Origin of the sequence: Klebsiella sp. CN_Kp091, assembly GCF_040065095.1 — a bacterium.
Lineage (GTDB): Bacteria > Pseudomonadota > Gammaproteobacteria > Enterobacterales > Enterobacteriaceae > Klebsiella > Klebsiella aerogenes.
In genome coordinates this window covers 920081-935783 of the sequence record NZ_JBEAIO010000049.1, presented here as the reverse complement: position 1 = coordinate 935783, position 15703 = coordinate 920081, and the positions used below count along the sequence as shown (strand labels likewise).

16 protein-coding genes are annotated in these 15703 nt (G+C 54.5%); 8 read left to right on the top strand and 8 right to left on the bottom strand.

Annotated elements, in window-relative coordinates; translation table 11 throughout:
* The first annotated feature begins 115 nt into the window (after window positions 1-115).
* From cysB to acnA, 3 genes are all read left to right on the top strand, one after another.
* The gene (gene cysB / locus ABLV17_RS25090; protein ID WP_015705738.1) at window positions 116-1090 is read left to right on the top strand and encodes an HTH-type transcriptional regulator CysB; all 975 of its coding nucleotides are present in this window, start codon (window positions 116-118) and stop codon (window positions 1088-1090) included.
* Between the two features lie 245 nt (window positions 1091-1335).
* Window positions 1336-1494 carry a YmiA family putative membrane protein gene (locus ABLV17_RS25085; RefSeq protein ID WP_072056445.1) on the top strand — a complete coding sequence of 53 codons (159 nt, stop codon included), beginning with the start codon at window positions 1336-1338 and terminating at the stop codon, window positions 1492-1494.
* 380 nt (window positions 1495-1874) lie between these two features.
* Complete coding sequence (gene acnA, locus ABLV17_RS25080; RefSeq protein WP_348854754.1) at window positions 1875-4547, top strand: aconitate hydratase AcnA; 2673 nt, start codon at window positions 1875-1877, stop codon at window positions 4545-4547.
* 46 nt (window positions 4548-4593) lie between these two features.
* Here the strand turns inward: acnA and ribA are convergent, their stop codons facing one another.
* Entirely contained in the window at window positions 4594-5184 is a 591-nt protein-coding gene (gene ribA, locus ABLV17_RS25075) for a GTP cyclohydrolase II (protein WP_015366227.1), read from the bottom strand.
* Between the two features lie 163 nt (window positions 5185-5347).
* On the opposite strand from ribA, the gene pgpB reads away from it, so the two are divergent.
* The 5 genes from pgpB (at window position 5348) to yciH (ending at window position 8991) form a co-directional block, all read left to right on the top strand.
* Entirely contained in the window at window positions 5348-6106 is a 759-nt protein-coding gene (gene pgpB / locus ABLV17_RS25070) for a phosphatidylglycerophosphatase B (protein WP_087859376.1), read from the top strand.
* Window positions 6107-6248: 142 nt separating this feature from the next.
* Window positions 6249-6557 carry a LapA family protein gene (locus ABLV17_RS25065; RefSeq protein WP_045374686.1) on the top strand — a complete coding sequence of 103 codons (309 nt, stop codon included), beginning with the start codon at window positions 6249-6251 and terminating at the stop codon, window positions 6555-6557.
* Between the two features lie 6 nt (window positions 6558-6563).
* A complete protein-coding gene (gene lapB, locus ABLV17_RS25060) occupies window positions 6564-7733 on the top strand; it encodes a lipopolysaccharide assembly protein LapB (protein ID WP_087859378.1) in 1170 nt (389 codons plus the stop codon).
* A gap of 194 nt (window positions 7734-7927) precedes the next feature.
* Window positions 7928-8665: an orotidine-5'-phosphate decarboxylase gene (gene pyrF / locus ABLV17_RS25055; RefSeq protein ID WP_271032386.1), complete on the top strand. Its 738-nt coding sequence runs from the start codon at window positions 7928-7930 to the stop codon at window positions 8663-8665.
* Window positions 8665-8991: a stress response translation initiation inhibitor YciH gene (yciH, locus tag ABLV17_RS25050; protein WP_015705734.1), complete on the top strand. Its 327-nt coding sequence runs from the start codon at window positions 8665-8667 to the stop codon at window positions 8989-8991. Before pyrF ends, yciH begins: the two co-directional genes overlap by 1 nt.
* 113 nt (window positions 8992-9104) lie before the next feature.
* On the opposite strand, the gene osmB is transcribed toward yciH, so the two are convergent.
* From osmB to ABLV17_RS25015, 7 genes are all read right to left on the bottom strand, one after another.
* Window positions 9105-9323, bottom strand: a complete 219-nt coding sequence (gene osmB, locus ABLV17_RS25045; protein ID WP_032688354.1) for an osmotically-inducible lipoprotein OsmB — start codon at window positions 9321-9323, stop codon at window positions 9105-9107.
* Window positions 9324-9590: 267 nt separating this feature from the next.
* On the bottom strand, window positions 9591-10340 hold the full coding sequence (locus tag ABLV17_RS25040; RefSeq protein ID WP_087859379.1) for a DNA-binding transcriptional regulator YciT: 750 nt from the start codon (window positions 10338-10340) through the stop codon (window positions 9591-9593).
* Window positions 10341-10410: 70 nt separating this feature from the next.
* Window positions 10411-10593 (bottom strand): hypothetical protein, encoded by a 183-nt coding sequence (locus tag ABLV17_RS25035; protein WP_015366235.1) that lies wholly within the window; start codon window positions 10591-10593, stop codon window positions 10411-10413.
* 149 nt (window positions 10594-10742) lie between these two features.
* Window positions 10743-12677: an exoribonuclease II gene (locus ABLV17_RS25030; RefSeq protein ID WP_348854751.1), complete on the bottom strand. Its 1935-nt coding sequence runs from the start codon at window positions 12675-12677 to the stop codon at window positions 10743-10745.
* Window positions 12678-12758: 81 nt separating this feature from the next.
* A complete protein-coding gene (locus ABLV17_RS25025) occupies window positions 12759-13919 on the bottom strand; it encodes a CMD domain-containing protein (RefSeq protein ID WP_213794813.1) in 1161 nt (386 codons plus the stop codon).
* Window positions 13920-14110: 191 nt separating this feature from the next.
* Window positions 14111-14899 (bottom strand): enoyl-ACP reductase FabI, encoded by a 789-nt coding sequence (gene fabI, locus ABLV17_RS25020; RefSeq protein WP_061154898.1) that lies wholly within the window; start codon window positions 14897-14899, stop codon window positions 14111-14113.
* A 242-nt stretch (window positions 14900-15141) separates the two neighbouring features.
* Window positions 15142-15684, bottom strand: coding sequence for a HutD family protein (locus ABLV17_RS25015; RefSeq protein ID WP_271032388.1), 543 nt, complete (start codon window positions 15682-15684; stop codon window positions 15142-15144).
* Window positions 15685-15703: the final 19 nt, after the last annotated feature.

The window sequence follows — 15703 nt, the reverse complement described above, 5'->3', positions numbered from 1 at the left end:
GTGGCGCTGGTTCGGCGCGCCGCAGGGAATGTCTGGCGTTTTGCCGCCGGCAGACAGCAGTCTGAACGTAATGGGTATTAAGCGGATTCATTTGACGCGTTTACGGATATCAGCCATGAAACTACAGCAACTCCGCTACATCGTTGAGGTTGTTAACCATAACCTGAATGTCTCCTCTACCGCCGAAGGCTTGTATACTTCGCAGCCTGGCATCAGCAAGCAGGTGCGCATGCTGGAAGATGAGTTGGGAATTCAGATATTTGCCCGCAGCGGTAAGCATTTAACTCAGGTCACTCCAGCCGGGCAGGAAATTATTCGCATCGCGCGCGAAGTGCTGTCCAAAGTTGAGGCTATTAAATCCGTGGCAGGGGAGCACACTTGGCCGGATAAAGGCTCATTGTACGTTGCCACCACCCACACGCAGGCGCGTTATGCGCTGCCTGGGGTGATTAAGGGCTTTATTGAGCGTTATCCTCGGGTTTCTTTGCATATGCATCAGGGATCGCCGACGCAGATTGCAGAAGCGGTTTCTAAGGGCAATGCTGACTTTGCGATTGCTACCGAAGCGCTGCATCTGTACGACGATTTGGTGATGCTGCCGTGCTACCACTGGAACCGTTCCATTGTGGTGACCCCGGATCACCCGCTCGCTTCTAAAGGTTCGGTGACCATTGAAGAGCTCGCGCAGTACCCGCTGGTGACTTATACCTTCGGCTTCACCGGGCGTTCCGAGCTGGATACCGCGTTTAATCGCGCCGGGCTCACTCCGCGTATCGTCTTCACGGCGACTGATGCCGATGTTATCAAAACCTATGTGCGTTTAGGGCTTGGCGTTGGGGTCATTGCCAGCATGGCGGTCGATCCGGTGTCCGATCCGGACCTGGTAAAACTTGATGCCAATGGTATTTTCAGCCATAGCACCACCAAGATAGGCTTCCGCCGAAGCACTTTCCTCAGAAGTTATATGTATGATTTTATTCAGCGTTTTGCGCCGCATCTGACGCGGGATGTGGTAGATACGGCCGTGGCGCTACGTTCGAATGAGGATATAGAGGCGATGTTCAAAGATATTAAACTGCCGGAAAAATAATCGTATCGATAAATGGCATTTCCTCTGGGGAGTGCCATTTTCTATTATGGACCTTATCAGAACTTATAAACCTCGTTGTAATCACATTTCTACGGATTTTCACTTCGTTATTTCTCCAATATACCCGCTGCGATCAAAATAACGGTTAAAAGCCTTTTAGCTATTCCTGAATTAGCTGGATCTATTTTATATATCTTATTAAGATTTATCTGTACCTGATGATTTTAGCAATTGGTGGTGATGAAATGATAAACAATATCGATTATGCAAAGCTCGCGATGTCGTACGAACGTCATAAAGCGGAAATCGATCCAACGCTGCGCAGTCAGGTTTGGGGCTCGCTACTGATGGGGCTTAGCGCTTTCTGGTGCATCGTTGCATTATTCATCTGGATTATTAGCTAAAGCAGTTTATCAGAGAAGGTTATATTTCACTTTTGTGACAAAAGGAGGTTGGTAAAATTAGCACCCGGAATTGTGGAACACGGTGGAAGAAATTATTTTCCGACTTATCAGCTTTAAATGTTAATCCATCCTGAGCTAATCATTGCATATCGGTGATTAGCTCTTTTTCTATTCCCGCTTAGTGAACAGGTTCGGAACTTACTCACCCTCATCAAATATATCCGTGCTGTAATACTATTCTCGTCAAAATTTCTGAACTGTACGGTTTTGTCAATTTTAGCAATTTGAGTTGTTATCAAAGTGTTATGCCAGGTTTGTGTTATCTTTAATAAAGACCCTGAGGAGTTCAGGGCATGTATCCCTGTGATAAAGGAGGAGCTATGTCGTCAACACTACGAGCAGCCAGTAAGGATACGCTACAGGTCAAAGACAAAACCTACCATTACTACAGCCTGGTTCTGGCCGCTAAACACCTGGGCGATCTCACCCGACTGCCCAAATCTCTCAAAGTTCTGCTTGAAAACCTCCTGCGCTGGCAGGACGGCGACTCGGTGACGGAACAAGACATTCAGGCGCTGGCCGGTTGGCTGGCGACAGCGCACGCCGACCGCGAAATTGCCTACCGACCGGCACGCGTGCTGATGCAGGATTTCACCGGGGTACCGGCGGTGGTGGATTTAGCCGCTATGCGCGAAGCGGTAAAACGCCTGGGCGGCGATACCGCGAAGGTGAACCCGCTCTCTCCGGTTGACCTGGTCATCGACCACTCGGTGACGGTAGACCGTTTTGGTAATGAAAACGCTTTTGAAGACAACGTGCGTCTTGAAATGGAACGGAACCACGAGCGTTATGCATTCCTGCGCTGGGGGCAGCAGGCCTTCAGCCGCTTTAGCGTCGTGCCGCCGGGAACCGGGATCTGCCACCAGGTAAACCTTGAATATCTTGGCCGTGCCGTCTGGAGCGAACTGCAGAATGGCGAATGGGTGGCTTACCCGGATACGCTGGTGGGTACCGATTCGCACACCACCATGATCAACGGTCTCGGCGTATTAGGGTGGGGCGTCGGCGGGATTGAAGCGGAAGCCGCGATGCTTGGTCAGCCGGTATCCATGCTCATTCCGGATGTCGTTGGTTTCAAACTGACCGGGAAACTACGTGAAGGGATCACCGCGACCGATCTGGTGCTGACAGTGACCCAGATGCTGCGCAAACATGGGGTGGTTGGCAAGTTCGTAGAATTCTACGGCGACGGCCTTGACTCGTTACCGCTGGCCGACCGGGCGACCATTGCGAATATGTCGCCGGAATATGGCGCGACCTGCGGATTCTTCCCGATCGATGCAGTGACTCTCAGCTATATGCGCCTCAGCGGACGCAGCGAAGAGCAGGTGGCGTTGGTTGAAGCGTATGCCAAAGCGCAGGGCATGTGGCGCCAGACGGGCGATGAACCGGTCTTTACCAGCACCCTGGCGCTGGATATGGGGACGGTTGAGGCCAGCCTCGCCGGGCCGAAACGGCCGCAGGACCGCGTCGCGTTGGGCGATGTGCCGAAAGCGTTTGCCGCCAGCAACGAACTGGAAGTGAATCAAACGCAACAATCGCGTCAACCGGTTGATTACACTCTTGATGGGCAACGCTATTCGCTGCCGGAAGGCGCGGTGGCGATTGCGGCAATCACCTCCTGCACCAACACCTCCAACCCAAGCGTGTTGATGGCCGCCGGCCTGCTGGCGAAGAACGCGGTTGAGCGCGGCCTGAAACCGCAGCCGTGGGTGAAAGCCTCGCTGGCGCCGGGTTCGAAAGTGGTTTCCGATTATCTGGCGCATGCGGGGTTGACGCCTTATCTTGATGAGTTGGGCTTTAACCTCGTCGGCTACGGTTGTACAACCTGTATCGGTAACTCCGGGCCGCTGCCGGAACCTATCGAAGAGGCAATCAAAAAAGGAGACCTGACCGTGGGGGCTGTACTCTCCGGCAACCGCAACTTCGAAGGTCGTATCCATCCGCTGGTGAAAACCAACTGGCTGGCGTCGCCTCCGCTGGTCGTAGCCTATGCGCTGGCCGGCAATATGAACATCGATCTGACCCGCGAACCGCTTGGGGTTGGTAAAGACGGTAAGCCGGTGTTCCTGAAAGATATCTGGCCGAGCGGCGAGGAGATTGCTCGCGCTGTGCAGCAGGTTTCTACCGAGATGTTCCGTAAAGAGTATGCCGAAGTCTTTGAAGGTACCGAGGAGTGGAAAGCGATTCAGGTTGAGCGTTCCGATACCTATCGCTGGCAGGATGACTCTACCTATATTCGCCTGTCGCCATTCTTTGATGAGATGGGGGTTGAGCCGAAACCGGTGGAAGATATTCATGGCGCTCGGATCCTGGCGATGCTTGGTGATTCCGTCACCACCGACCATATTTCCCCGGCAGGAAGTATCAAGGCTGACAGCCCGGCAGGACGCTACTTGCAGGAGCACGGCGTGGCGCGCGGCGATTTCAACTCTTATGGTTCGCGACGCGGTAACCATGAAGTCATGATGCGCGGCACCTTTGCTAATATTCGTATCCGTAACGAAATGGTGCCGGGTGTAGAAGGGGGGATGACGCGTCATTTGCCGGACACGCAGCCTATCGCCATCTACGATGCGGCTATGCTGTACAAAGCCGAAGGTACCCCTCTGGCGGTAATCGCCGGTAAAGAATATGGCTCAGGCTCCAGCCGCGACTGGGCGGCAAAAGGGCCGCGTCTGTTGGGCGTGCGGGTGGTCATTGCCGAGTCCTTCGAACGTATTCACCGCTCCAACCTTATCGGCATGGGGATATTACCGCTGGAGTTTCCACAAGGCGTGACGCGTAAAACGCTACAGTTGACCGGCGAAGAGCGGATTGATATCAGCAACCTGCAGGCGCTGCATCCCGCGGCACAGGTTCCAGTCACGATTACCCGCGCCGATGGACAGCAGGAGGTCATTCAGTGTCGCTGTCGTATCGATACCGCGACTGAGCTGACTTACTATCAGAACGACGGCATTCTGCATTATGTGATTCGTAATATGCTGTAAAAGAAAGGGCCAGCGAATGCTGGCCCTGATTCATTCTGGAACTGAATTATTTATTCAGCAGATGCCCCATCTTGGCAGCCTTGGTATCGAGATAGTGTTCGTTTTTCGGGTTACGCCCGACGATGAGCGGCACGCGTTCGACGATATTGATCCCCGCCTCGGTCAGAATTTCGACTTTCTTCGGGTTGTTAGTCAACAGGCGAACCTGCTCGACGCCGAGCAGCTTGAACATGTCGGCGCACAGCGTAAAGTCGCGCTCATCGGCGGCAAAACCAAGCTGGTGGTTGGCTTCGACGGTATCGTAGCCTTGATCCTGTAGCGCGTAGGCGCGAATTTTATTCAGTAAACCGATATTTCGGCCTTCCTGACGATGATATAGCAGGATCCCGCGTCCCTCTTCAGCGATGTGCGACAGCGCCGCTTCCAGCTGAAAACCGCAATCACAACGCAGACTAAAAAGGGCATCGCCCGTCAGACATTCTGAGTGTACGCGAGCCAGTACCGGGGCTTGCCCCGAAATATCGCCATACACCAGCGCGACATGATCCTGCCCGGTTGCCAGTTCTTCAAAGCCCACCATCAGGAAATCGCCCCAGGGGGTTGGCAGTTTGGCTTCTGCCACACGTTTAAGCTGCATGTGATTCTCCAGATTCTGACAGCACCTGAATGTGCTTTCTGTTTACTACTATTTTGCCACAACGCCGCGACGTTCTCCTAATTACCAACGACCGCCTGCGCGGAAAGCGCACAAACGATCTACTTTCCGTTATGATATTCAGAAGGAAAGAGAAGGAGATACGATGCTGTTAATTGCCAAAAGGACCGCCATCGGGGCGGCGCTATTGCTTGTTATGCCCGTTATGGTCTGGCTCTCCGGCTGGCAGTGGCAGCCGGGTCAAGCCCCGGCCATGTTGAAAATGTGGTACTGGGTGACTGAAACGGTAACCCAGCCGTGGGGAATCATTACCCACGTAGCGCTATTTGGCTGGTTTTTGTGGTGTTTACGTTTTCGTCTGCGCGAAGCGCTGGTGCTGTTTCTCATTCTCGGCGCTGCTATCCTGGCAGGACAGGGGCTAAAATCCTGGATCAAAGAACGGGTGCAGGAACCACGGCCGTTTGTGATTTGGTTAGAAAGAACCCAGCAGGTTCCGGTGGCGCAATTCTATGAGTTAAAACGTAAAGAACGCGCTAAACTGGTGCATGAGCAATTGGCTGAACAACAGACAATACCGGGGTTCTTGCGTAAACACTGGCAGAAAGAGACCGGTTTTGCCTTTCCGTCCGGCCATACCATGTTTGCCGCCAGCTGGGCGCTGCTTGGCGTCGGGCTGTTGTGGCCGCGTCGGCGCTGGGTGACTATCGGTGTGCTGTTAGGGTGGGCGACGGCGGTCATGGGCAGCCGCCTGGCGTTGGGCATGCACTGGCCGCAGGATCTTATCGTGGCGACCAGCCTTTCCTGGCTGCTGGTTACCGCGGCGACCTGGCTCACGCAGCGTTTTTGCGGCCCGTTAACCCCGCCTGTCGAAGAGGCGACGGATATCAAAAAACGCGCAACCTGACGCTGTTTATGTTGATTTTCGCGACACCCGGCCGCATATCATGACGGGTGTCATGCTTTTCCATTTCACCACTGCGGTGAAAATGATACTTTATAGGGCTTGAACGCGTTTTACTCGCGCAACCCACAGAACGGGAAGTCATGTGAAATATTTACTTATTTTCTTACTGGTGTTAGCTATCTTCGTCATCTCTGTGACGCTGGGTGCGCAAAATGACCAACTGGTCACGTTCAACTATTTGCTCGCGCAGGGTGAATTCCGCATCTCCACGTTGCTGGCGGTGTTATTTGCTGCCGGGTTTGCGATTGGCTGGCTGATTTGCGGCCTGTTCTGGTTACGGGTACGAGTATCGCTGGCTCGCGCCGAGCGTAAAATTAAACGCCTGGAGCAGCAGATCGCGCCAGTGACCGTAGCGCCTGCTGATGCCGGCGTCCCTGCGGTCAAGGAATAACCGTCTATGCTGGAGTTGTTGTTTCTGCTTCTTCCCGTTGCCGCAGCCTATGGATGGTATATGGGGCGCAGGAGCGCACAACAGTCCAAACAGGACGATGCTAATCGCCTGTCGCGCGATTATGTCGCTGGGGTCAACTTCCTGCTGAGCAACCAGCAGGATAAAGCCGTGGATCTGTTCCTTGATATGTTGAAAGAGGACACCGGCACCGTTGAAGCCCACCTGACGCTTGGCAACCTGTTTCGTTCTCGCGGCGAAGTTGACCGCGCTATCCGCATTCACCAAAGCCTGATGGAGAGCGCCTCGCTCACCTACGACCAACGCCTGCTCGCCGTCCAGCAGTTGGGCCGTGATTATATGGCCGCGGGCCTGTACGATCGCGCGGAAGATATGTTCAAGCAGTTGGTAGATGAAACCGACTTCCGCCTGGGCGCGCTACAACAACTGCTGCAAATTTACCAGTTAACCAGCGATTGGCAGTCCGCTATTGAAGTCGCCGAACGGCTGGTAAAATTGGGCAAAGAAAAGCATCGCAGCGATATCGCCAACTTCTGGTGTGAGCTGGCGCTGCAGCAGATGGCCAGTAACGATCTCGATAAAGCAATGACGCTGCTGAAAAAAGGCGCGTCAGCGGACCGCAACAGCGCCCGCGTCTCGATTATGATGGGGCGCGTGTGGATGGAAAAAGGCGACTACGCGAAAGCGGTAGAAAGCCTGGAACGGGTGATTGGCCAGGATAAAGAACTGGTTGGTGAAACCCTGGAAATGCTGCAAACCTGTTATCAGCAGTTGGGTAAGCATGAGGAGTGGGAAGCGTTCCTGCGCCGCTGTGTAGAAGAGAACACCGGGGCGACCGCGGAACTTATGCTGGCGCAAATTATCGAGCAGCAGGAAGGCGCCGAGGCCGCGCAGAGCTATGTGACTCGCCAGTTGGAACGCCACCCGACGATGCGCGTGTTCCACAAACTGATGGACTACCATCTTAATGAGGCGGAAGAAGGGCGCGCGAAGGCGAGCCTGGGGGTTCTGCGCAATATGGTTGGCGAGCAGGTGCGGAGCAAACCGCGTTACCGCTGCCAGAAGTGCGGTTTTACTTCTCACACCCTGTACTGGCACTGCCCGTCCTGCCGTTCTTGGGCGACTATCAAGCCGATTCGCGGCCTTGATGGCCAGTAACTTCTAAAAAAAACCTGACTTTAGTTACAACATACTTGTCTGGGTTTTAGCGTATCCATTTCTGCAGCCGCGTGCCCGCTTTTGTCTGTAGACGGGCAAAACCAGCCTGTCATTTTCCCCACTTCGCAGGTAGAATGCTGCCCGTTTACCTTTTTTGCGCCCTGGCGGCGCTCATCCACAATTAAGGTCCGGTCATGACGTCTACTGCTAGCTCTTCTCCTCGCGTTATCACATCCTCTCCCGTCGTTGTTGCGCTTGATTATGATAACCGTGACAAGGCGTTAGCCTTTGTTGAACGAATCGATCCGCGCGACTGCCGGTTAAAGGTAGGTAAGGAGATGTTCACGCTGCTGGGGCCGCAATTTGTTCGCGACCTGCATCAGCGCGGCTTTGAAGTGTTCCTCGACCTGAAATTCCACGATATCCCGAACACCACCGCACGCGCGGTCGCCGCAGCCGCGGAGCTTGGCGTATGGATGGTGAACGTTCACGCCTCCGGCGGCGCGCGCATGATGACGGCTGCCCGCGAGGCGTTGTTACCGTTCGGAAAAGAGGCGCCGCTACTGATTGCGGTCACCGTATTGACCAGCATGGAAGCCAGCGATTTGCAAGACCTTGGCATCACGCTTTCACCTGCCGATCATGCTGCTAAACTGGCGGCGCTAACCAAACGCTGTGGTCTCGATGGCGTAGTCTGTTCCGCGCAGGAGGCCGTCCGCTTTAAACAAGAGTTAGGACAAGAATTTAAGTTAGTTACCCCAGGGATCCGCCCCACAGGCAGCGATGCGGGCGACCAACGCCGGATTATGACTCCGGAACAGGCGCAGCAGGCGGGGGTTGATTACATGGTGATCGGCCGGCCGGTTACCCAGTCTGCCGATCCGGCTGCAACGCTTGCGGCTATCAACGCGTCGCTGAAATTGGAGGCGTAATGAGCGATTCTAACAGCCGCCTGGTTTACTCTACCGATAGCGGGCGTATTGAAGAGCCGAAAGCGGCGCCGCAACGTGCGAAAGGCGATGGTATCGTGCGCATTCAACGCCAGACCAGCGGGCGCAAAGGGAAGGGCGTCTGCTTGATTACCGGCATCGATCTCGATGACGATGCGCTGGCGAAGCTGGCCGCGGAGCTGAAAAAGAAATGCGGCTGCGGCGGTTCACTGAAAGATGGAGTGATTGAAATTCAGGGTGATAAACGCGACTTGCTGAAATCACTGCTGGAAGCTAAAGGGATGAAAGTAAAATTAGCGGGTGGCTAAGATAATTTCTACGAAATAAACAACAAGGCCACGGTAAATACCGTGGCCTTAATTATTGGTAGATGCGTGAGTCAGTAACTACGAAATTATTATTAATTTAATACGCGGGGTGGTTATTTACCAACCTGGTGGCCAATGATGCCGCCAACCGCTGCGCCGCCCAGGGTACCCAGGGTGCTGCCGTCGGTTAATACCGCGCCGCCCAGTGCGCCAGCGCCTGCGCCGATTGCGGTATTACGGTCGCGTTTAGACCAGTTGGAACAAGCGCTCAGGGACATTACTACAGTAACCGCCAGTACGGCCGCAGCCATTTTTTTGCTCATTGAAGTCATCATTTTATTCTCCTGAATAATCTATTCATGGATACACCTTCCTTTAAGCATAGCAACTGGCTATGACTTAAGGGTTATTCCATGAAACTTAAGTTGCGCAGGTGTTGCTCTAATCACGCAGGTGATAGTCACTTCCTGTTATATCGCTAATAATAATTCTACTTATTTTAAAATTTAACGTCAGGTAAAAAATCTTAATTGCGGGTCAGAATACTCTCAGACGCAGAAAGGCTGCCAACGCCATTCTACGGGCGCTGGCGGAAGCGATCAGGCGGGGTCAACTATATCGAGCGTTAAACCGCTCCCGGAGAGCTGCCGGCGGATAGTTTCGCTCAGGTTGTTGTCGGTTATGACGCGATTGAAACGGGCAATCGGGCCCAGTGGATAAGGATGCACGACGCTGAACTTCGAACTGTCGCTGAGTACGATAGCCTCGCACTGCTTTTCCAGCACCGCGTTGACCACATCGGCGCGCATCATGTCGCGGCCGGTAAAGCCGGTTTCGGTCTGCCAGCCGTCAACGCCGATAAACGCCTTGCTGAAGTGCACCTGCTGGATGCATTGACGGGTTAATGGGCCCACCATGCTTTCACTGCGCTTCTGATAAATACCGCCCAGCAGGATGACCTCGCCCGGCGTTTCCTTGAGTAAATGTGCGATATAGCTGCTAACGGTGATGATAGTGATATCACCGCGTTCCGCCAACGTGCGGGCCAGAAGGGCGTTTGAGCTGCCATTTTCGATGAACACCGTTTCTCCGGCTGCCACCAGCGACGCGGCGCGCGCGGCGAGTTCACGCTTAATGGCAAAGTTGGTCATCATCCGGGTTTCGACGTCTTCACTATCCAGTGGTACCGCAAAGCCGTGGGTACGGCGCAGGTAGCTTTGTTTTTCCAGCGAATTCAGATCCTGACGAATAGTGACTTCGGAGACACCGGTCATCCTGGCCAGATCGGCAACGCTCATGCGGCCTTTATCAATGACCATTTGTAAAATACTTTGTTGTCGGGCGTTCATAGCTACATCACAGTTAGAGGTCTATACGGCGCCCAGCAGGCTTTAAGGCGTGCTGGGGGACAGGAATCAATCAGATTTCCCACGGCGCTTTTGATTGCCCTGAATCCTTCTCTGGCTCGTCGTGAGACAATGCCTGCAGTTCGGCTTTGAGGATCTCCAGATTATGGATCGCCGAGTGATAATCTCCGGCAACCAGAATATCCAGCACGGTATCGATACGTTGGGCGAGCAGGCGGGCATTCAGATCAGACATAGCATTATCCTGGTTACAAAAATGAATGAAATCAATGATGCAAAAAACGGTTGCAAAAGAGAAGCGAAAAAAACGCACATCCTTGCGCAGCTGGCGATATTCACTCAAAACGAGAAATGCATGGCCCCTGGGCAGGGGCCATAAAAGCGTTACGCCGCCGGACGGGCGATGACGCTGCGGGTTTCCATACGAACTTCAGCGATAGTCACGTCGATAACATCGGTGACTTTATAAACCACTTCACCTTTAATCTGTACGGTTCCGTTCTCCTGGCTGCAGACCAGTTCATCGCGCACCGCGTGCAGGAAAGGTGCCGGAATAAAGGCGACAGCGCCGTTATCGACCAGGCGCACGCGCATGCCGCCGCGGCTGACATCAATGATTTCTGCCGCGTAGCGGGTATCGGTTCCGGCTTTATCGTTGAGGAAGCGAGCATACAGCCAATCTGCGACGTCACGTTCCGCCATACGGTTCAGACGACGACGTTCCGCCATCTGCACGGTGATATCATCCTGCGGGCGACCAATGGTCTCGCCTTTAATGATGGCCTTTAACAGACGGTGGTTGATCATATCGCCGTATTTACGAATTGGCGAAGTCCAGGTGGCGTAAGCTTCCAGGCCAAGGCCGAAGTGCGGGCCCGGCTCGGTACTGATCTCCGCGAACGACTGGAAGCGACGGATGCGGCTATCGAGGAAACCTGAAGGCTGAGCATCCAGTTCGCGGCGCAGTTTACAGAAGCCGTCCAGTGTCAGGACTTCCAGCGGATCGACGTGTACATCGTGCGTTTTCAGCAGCGCGGCCAGTTGTTCGGTGTTAGCTGGGTCGAAACCGGTATGCACGTTATAGACGCCAAAGCCCAGGTTATCGCGCAGCACGCGTGCCGCGCAGATATTAGCGGCAATCATTGACTCTTCAACAATGCGGTTGGCGATGCGGCGCGGTTCGGCAACGATATCCAGCACTTCACCTTTCTCACCCAACACGAAGCGATAATCAGGGCGGTCTTTGAACACCAGGGCGTGGGTTTGACGCCATTCGCTGCGGCGCAGGCAGACTTCCTGCAGCAGTTTGATTTGCTGCGTGATAGCGTCATCAGCAGGCTGCCATGAGCCGATATTTTCCAGCCAGTTGGAGACGTCGTCATAAGCCAGTTTGGCTTTAGATTCGATGGTCGCGGCGAAGAATTCGATATTATCTTCAATAGCGCCGTCAGCCGCCAGGGTCATGCGGCAGGCGAGTACCGGACGCACTTCGTTGGCGCGCAGCGAGCACAAATCGTCAGACAGTTCGCGCGGCAGCATCGGGATATTAAAGCCCGGCAGATAGTTGGTGAAGGCGCGAATTTTCGCCGCGTTGTCCAGTTTGCTGCCCTCGGCAATCCACGCTGTCGGATCGGCGATAGCGACGGTCAGCAGAAGTTTACCGTCGTCGGCGCGCTCTACAAACAGCGCGTCGTCCATATCTTCGGTGCTGGCGCTGTCGATGGTTACAAACTCAAGCGCCGTCAAATCGCGACGTTCCAGTCCTTCATCGAGCATCTCGGTGGCAACGCCATTCGGCGCTTCTTTTTCCAGGTTATGACGCGCCAGCGTCACCCACCACGGCACGAAATGATCGTCGCTAAAGGTGATGAATTGCGTTAATTCGGCATAGAAACCGCGGTCGCCTTTCAGCGGATGGCGACGCATTTCAGCCACCGCCCAGTCACCCTGTTTGAAATCGTGTTCTACGCCACGCGCGGCGCGGCAAGGGATGGCGTCTTTCAGCAGCGGATGATCAGGAACAATAGACAGACGATCGTCTTTTTTCTGCACTTTGCCGACAAAACGGGTCAGGAAAGGCTCAACCAGCTCTTCCGGCTCGGCGCTTTCACGTTCTTTTTCCGTATGGACCACAGCGATAATACGATCGCCATGCATCACTTTTTTCATTTGCGGCGGCGGAATGAAGTAGCTTTTCTGCGAGTCGACTTCGAGGAAGCCAAAACCTTTTTCCGTACCTTTAACGACCCCTTCAACGCGCGGGGTCTGGGAATGCAATTGCTGTTTAAGCTGCGCTAGCAGCGGGTTGTCCTGAAACATAATTAGGTTTTTTCGTGGCTAAAAGAGCGGCTGACATTTTTACGCGAATATGCCTGCCTCAGCAAGCGCTGTTTCAGCATTTTACGTCGCTTGACGTACCTCGCCGAGGGCGACTTTAAGCCGATTCAGCCAGCCGCACAGGCCGCACCACGCCAGCAGATCGATAGCCTCAACGCGGGAAAGCCCATATTCAGTGAGGGGAGTTAGCTGCGCGGCGCTAAAACGGTCCGGCGCACGAGTCAATAGCTGCGCCGCCTGCAGGAAAACGTGTTCCAAAGAATGGCTTTGCGCCCAGTGCTGAATCATTCGTTCATCGCCGCGCAATGCCTGCAACAATCCGTTGTCACCTGTCCAGCGCGCGGCCCAGGCGTTAAAACAGCTGACGCTGCCGTTGATTCGCGCCGCCAGCAATGCCGCCATTGCGCTTAAGGGCTGCGCAGAGTTATCCAGTTGATTCAGCAGTTGATGCAGCAGTGCCAACGCGCCTTCATCCGTTGCCAGAAGGGGGGCGAGAGGCTGCAGGCCGGGATGACGGTGCCATGCGGCGAGCCTGGCTTGCCTGTCATCATTGGCGTAACGCAGGTCGGCATCATCGATATCCAGTGACCACTCTCCGGTAACATCAGTAAAGCGTTCTGCCGGGGCATCATCCTGCTGCGGCATACCTGGAAGCCAGCGTACCGGCTGGCCGAGCGCGGCCTGAAATGCGGCCACCGCGCGGGCCTGAAAACCCACGAAGCCAATAATTTGGTTAATTAACACAATATCGCGGCTGGTCAGTCCTACCTCATCAAGCTGGCGGCGGGAGACCTCGTTGATAACAGAAGGGGAACTGGCTAACTGACGGGCGTACTGGGTTATCTGCGCCAGCCGGTGATTACTCTCTCGTGAAGAGTCTGGGCCCGGTAACGGCGCCAGACGCGCGGCGTAGTGGTTACACAAGCGCTGTACGCCGTAGACCTGAGCGACGGTCAGGGCCGTGCTGAGACGGTCGTAGGCATTAAAGGTTTGTAATCGGGTGACCGTGACGCTGTCCGGGAAAAGTACCTTTGCCAACTGACGCGCGGGCGCCAGCCAGCCTTCATGAGGGTGGCTAAGATCGGCTGCGAGTGGCAGATCGAGCAAAAAACGGTCATCAACGTCAGCGGCCTCCGGGACCAGAGGAAGAACCTCGACCGGGCTATTGGTTGACTGGGTCTCGTGATACCAGTGGTTTTTGCCATACACGCGGCGTTGCTCCATGGGCGTTCCTTGTTCGGTAGGTGGCGAACCGCCGTTTCGCGGTACCTCTTTGCACAACTATCCTGGCGTAACCCTGAAGCAGGAGAAAATATTGATACGTACTAATAAATAGCGGATTGGAATAACAGAAGAGAAGCGTAAGCAGAGAAGGGAGAGAGATCCTCCTCACCGGGGTGAGGAGGATAGGGAACTTATTTCAGTTCCAGTTCGTTCATCGCAGCGATGCTGAAACCGCCGTCAACGTGAACGACTTCACCGGAGATGCCCGCAGACAGGTTAGAGCACAGGAAGGCCGCGCTGTTGCCGACGTCTTCGATGGTGACGGTGCGACGGATCGGGGTGACCGCTTCGCAGTGCGCCAGCATTTTACGGAAATCTTTGATACCGGATGCCGCCAGGGTGCGGATCGGACCCGCAGAGATGGCGTTAACACGAATACCTTCCGGACCCATCGCGTTCGCCATATAGCGGACGTTGGCTTCCAGAGACGCTTTTGCCAGACCCATAACGTTATAGTTCGGGATCGCGCGCTCAGCGCCCAGATAGGAAAGGGTCAGCAGCGCGGAGTCCGGGTTCAGCATTGAGCGGCAGGCTTTTGCCATCGCCACGAAGCTGTAGGCGCTGATGTCGTGGGCGATTTTGAAACCTTCGCGGGTGACGGCATTAACATAGTCGCCATCTAACTGGTCAGCTGGCGCATAACCGATAGAGTGCACGAAACCATCAAATTTCGGCCATACTTTTTCAAGTTCAGTGAACAGCGCGGTGATGCTTTCGTCTTCAGCCACGTCGCACGGCAGCACAATGTTAGAACCCAACGCAGCAGCAAACTCTTCTACGCGGCCTTTCAGTTTTTCGTTCTGATAGGTGAATGCCAGTTCAGCCCCTTCACGGTGCATTGCTTGCGCAATACCGTAGGCGATGGACAGTTTACTGGCCACGCCAGTGATCAGAATGCGCTTACCGGAAAGAAAACCCATAGCTTTAATCCTTATCGTTATTGCTTATTTTTACTCTAACAATCAAACGGTTAACGTTGTTATTTCAAAATAACTCAAATTTAGCCAAGAATTATATCCCACTGAAGACCTCTTGTGTCACGATTTTTTGTGCCGCCTATCGCAATGCAGCGCGTAAGGACAAATGCGCTCACTCCAGCATATCACCGGATAATCACTACGTTTTACCGTGAGATCACGACGCGTTACCGATATTTCTGCGGTTAACGGCGCACGATCGTGGTGAGTAACAGTAGGGCGTCTGTCGTGAGCGGCGCGAGTTCGCCCGGCGCTTGCTGATGCCAGAAAATACCCGATTGCGCTTCACATTGCTGTTCACCAAGTTGCCAGCGACCCTGCAATACCCACGCGACGCCTTCGTCGCCGGGAGTTTGTACATCGTTCACGACCCGAACCTCGGCGGCGGCGCGACTGCGCTGGGTCATGATATTAAAGTCGAGACCGCGCTCGCGGATCCCTTCGCTACGCAGCGGCCACTCGCCGGCAAAAGCCCAGGGCTGCCACAGCGCTAAAGGGTGATCGATAGCTTCGCCTTTCAGACGCAGCGGCTGCCCGGTGAGTAGGGTAATGACACGATCGACGCCGGGAAAGCAGGAAAACGGACCATCATTTTGTAGGGTGGCAATGCTGGCTCGCCACAAAAAAGGGGCATCAGGAGAAGGTACACAGACTATCTCACGGGTCTCGCCAGCGCCATTTTTCCAGGGGGTGACGGGCAGAGTGGATAGTTGGACGGGAACGATCATGAGCGGTACACCTCGTTAA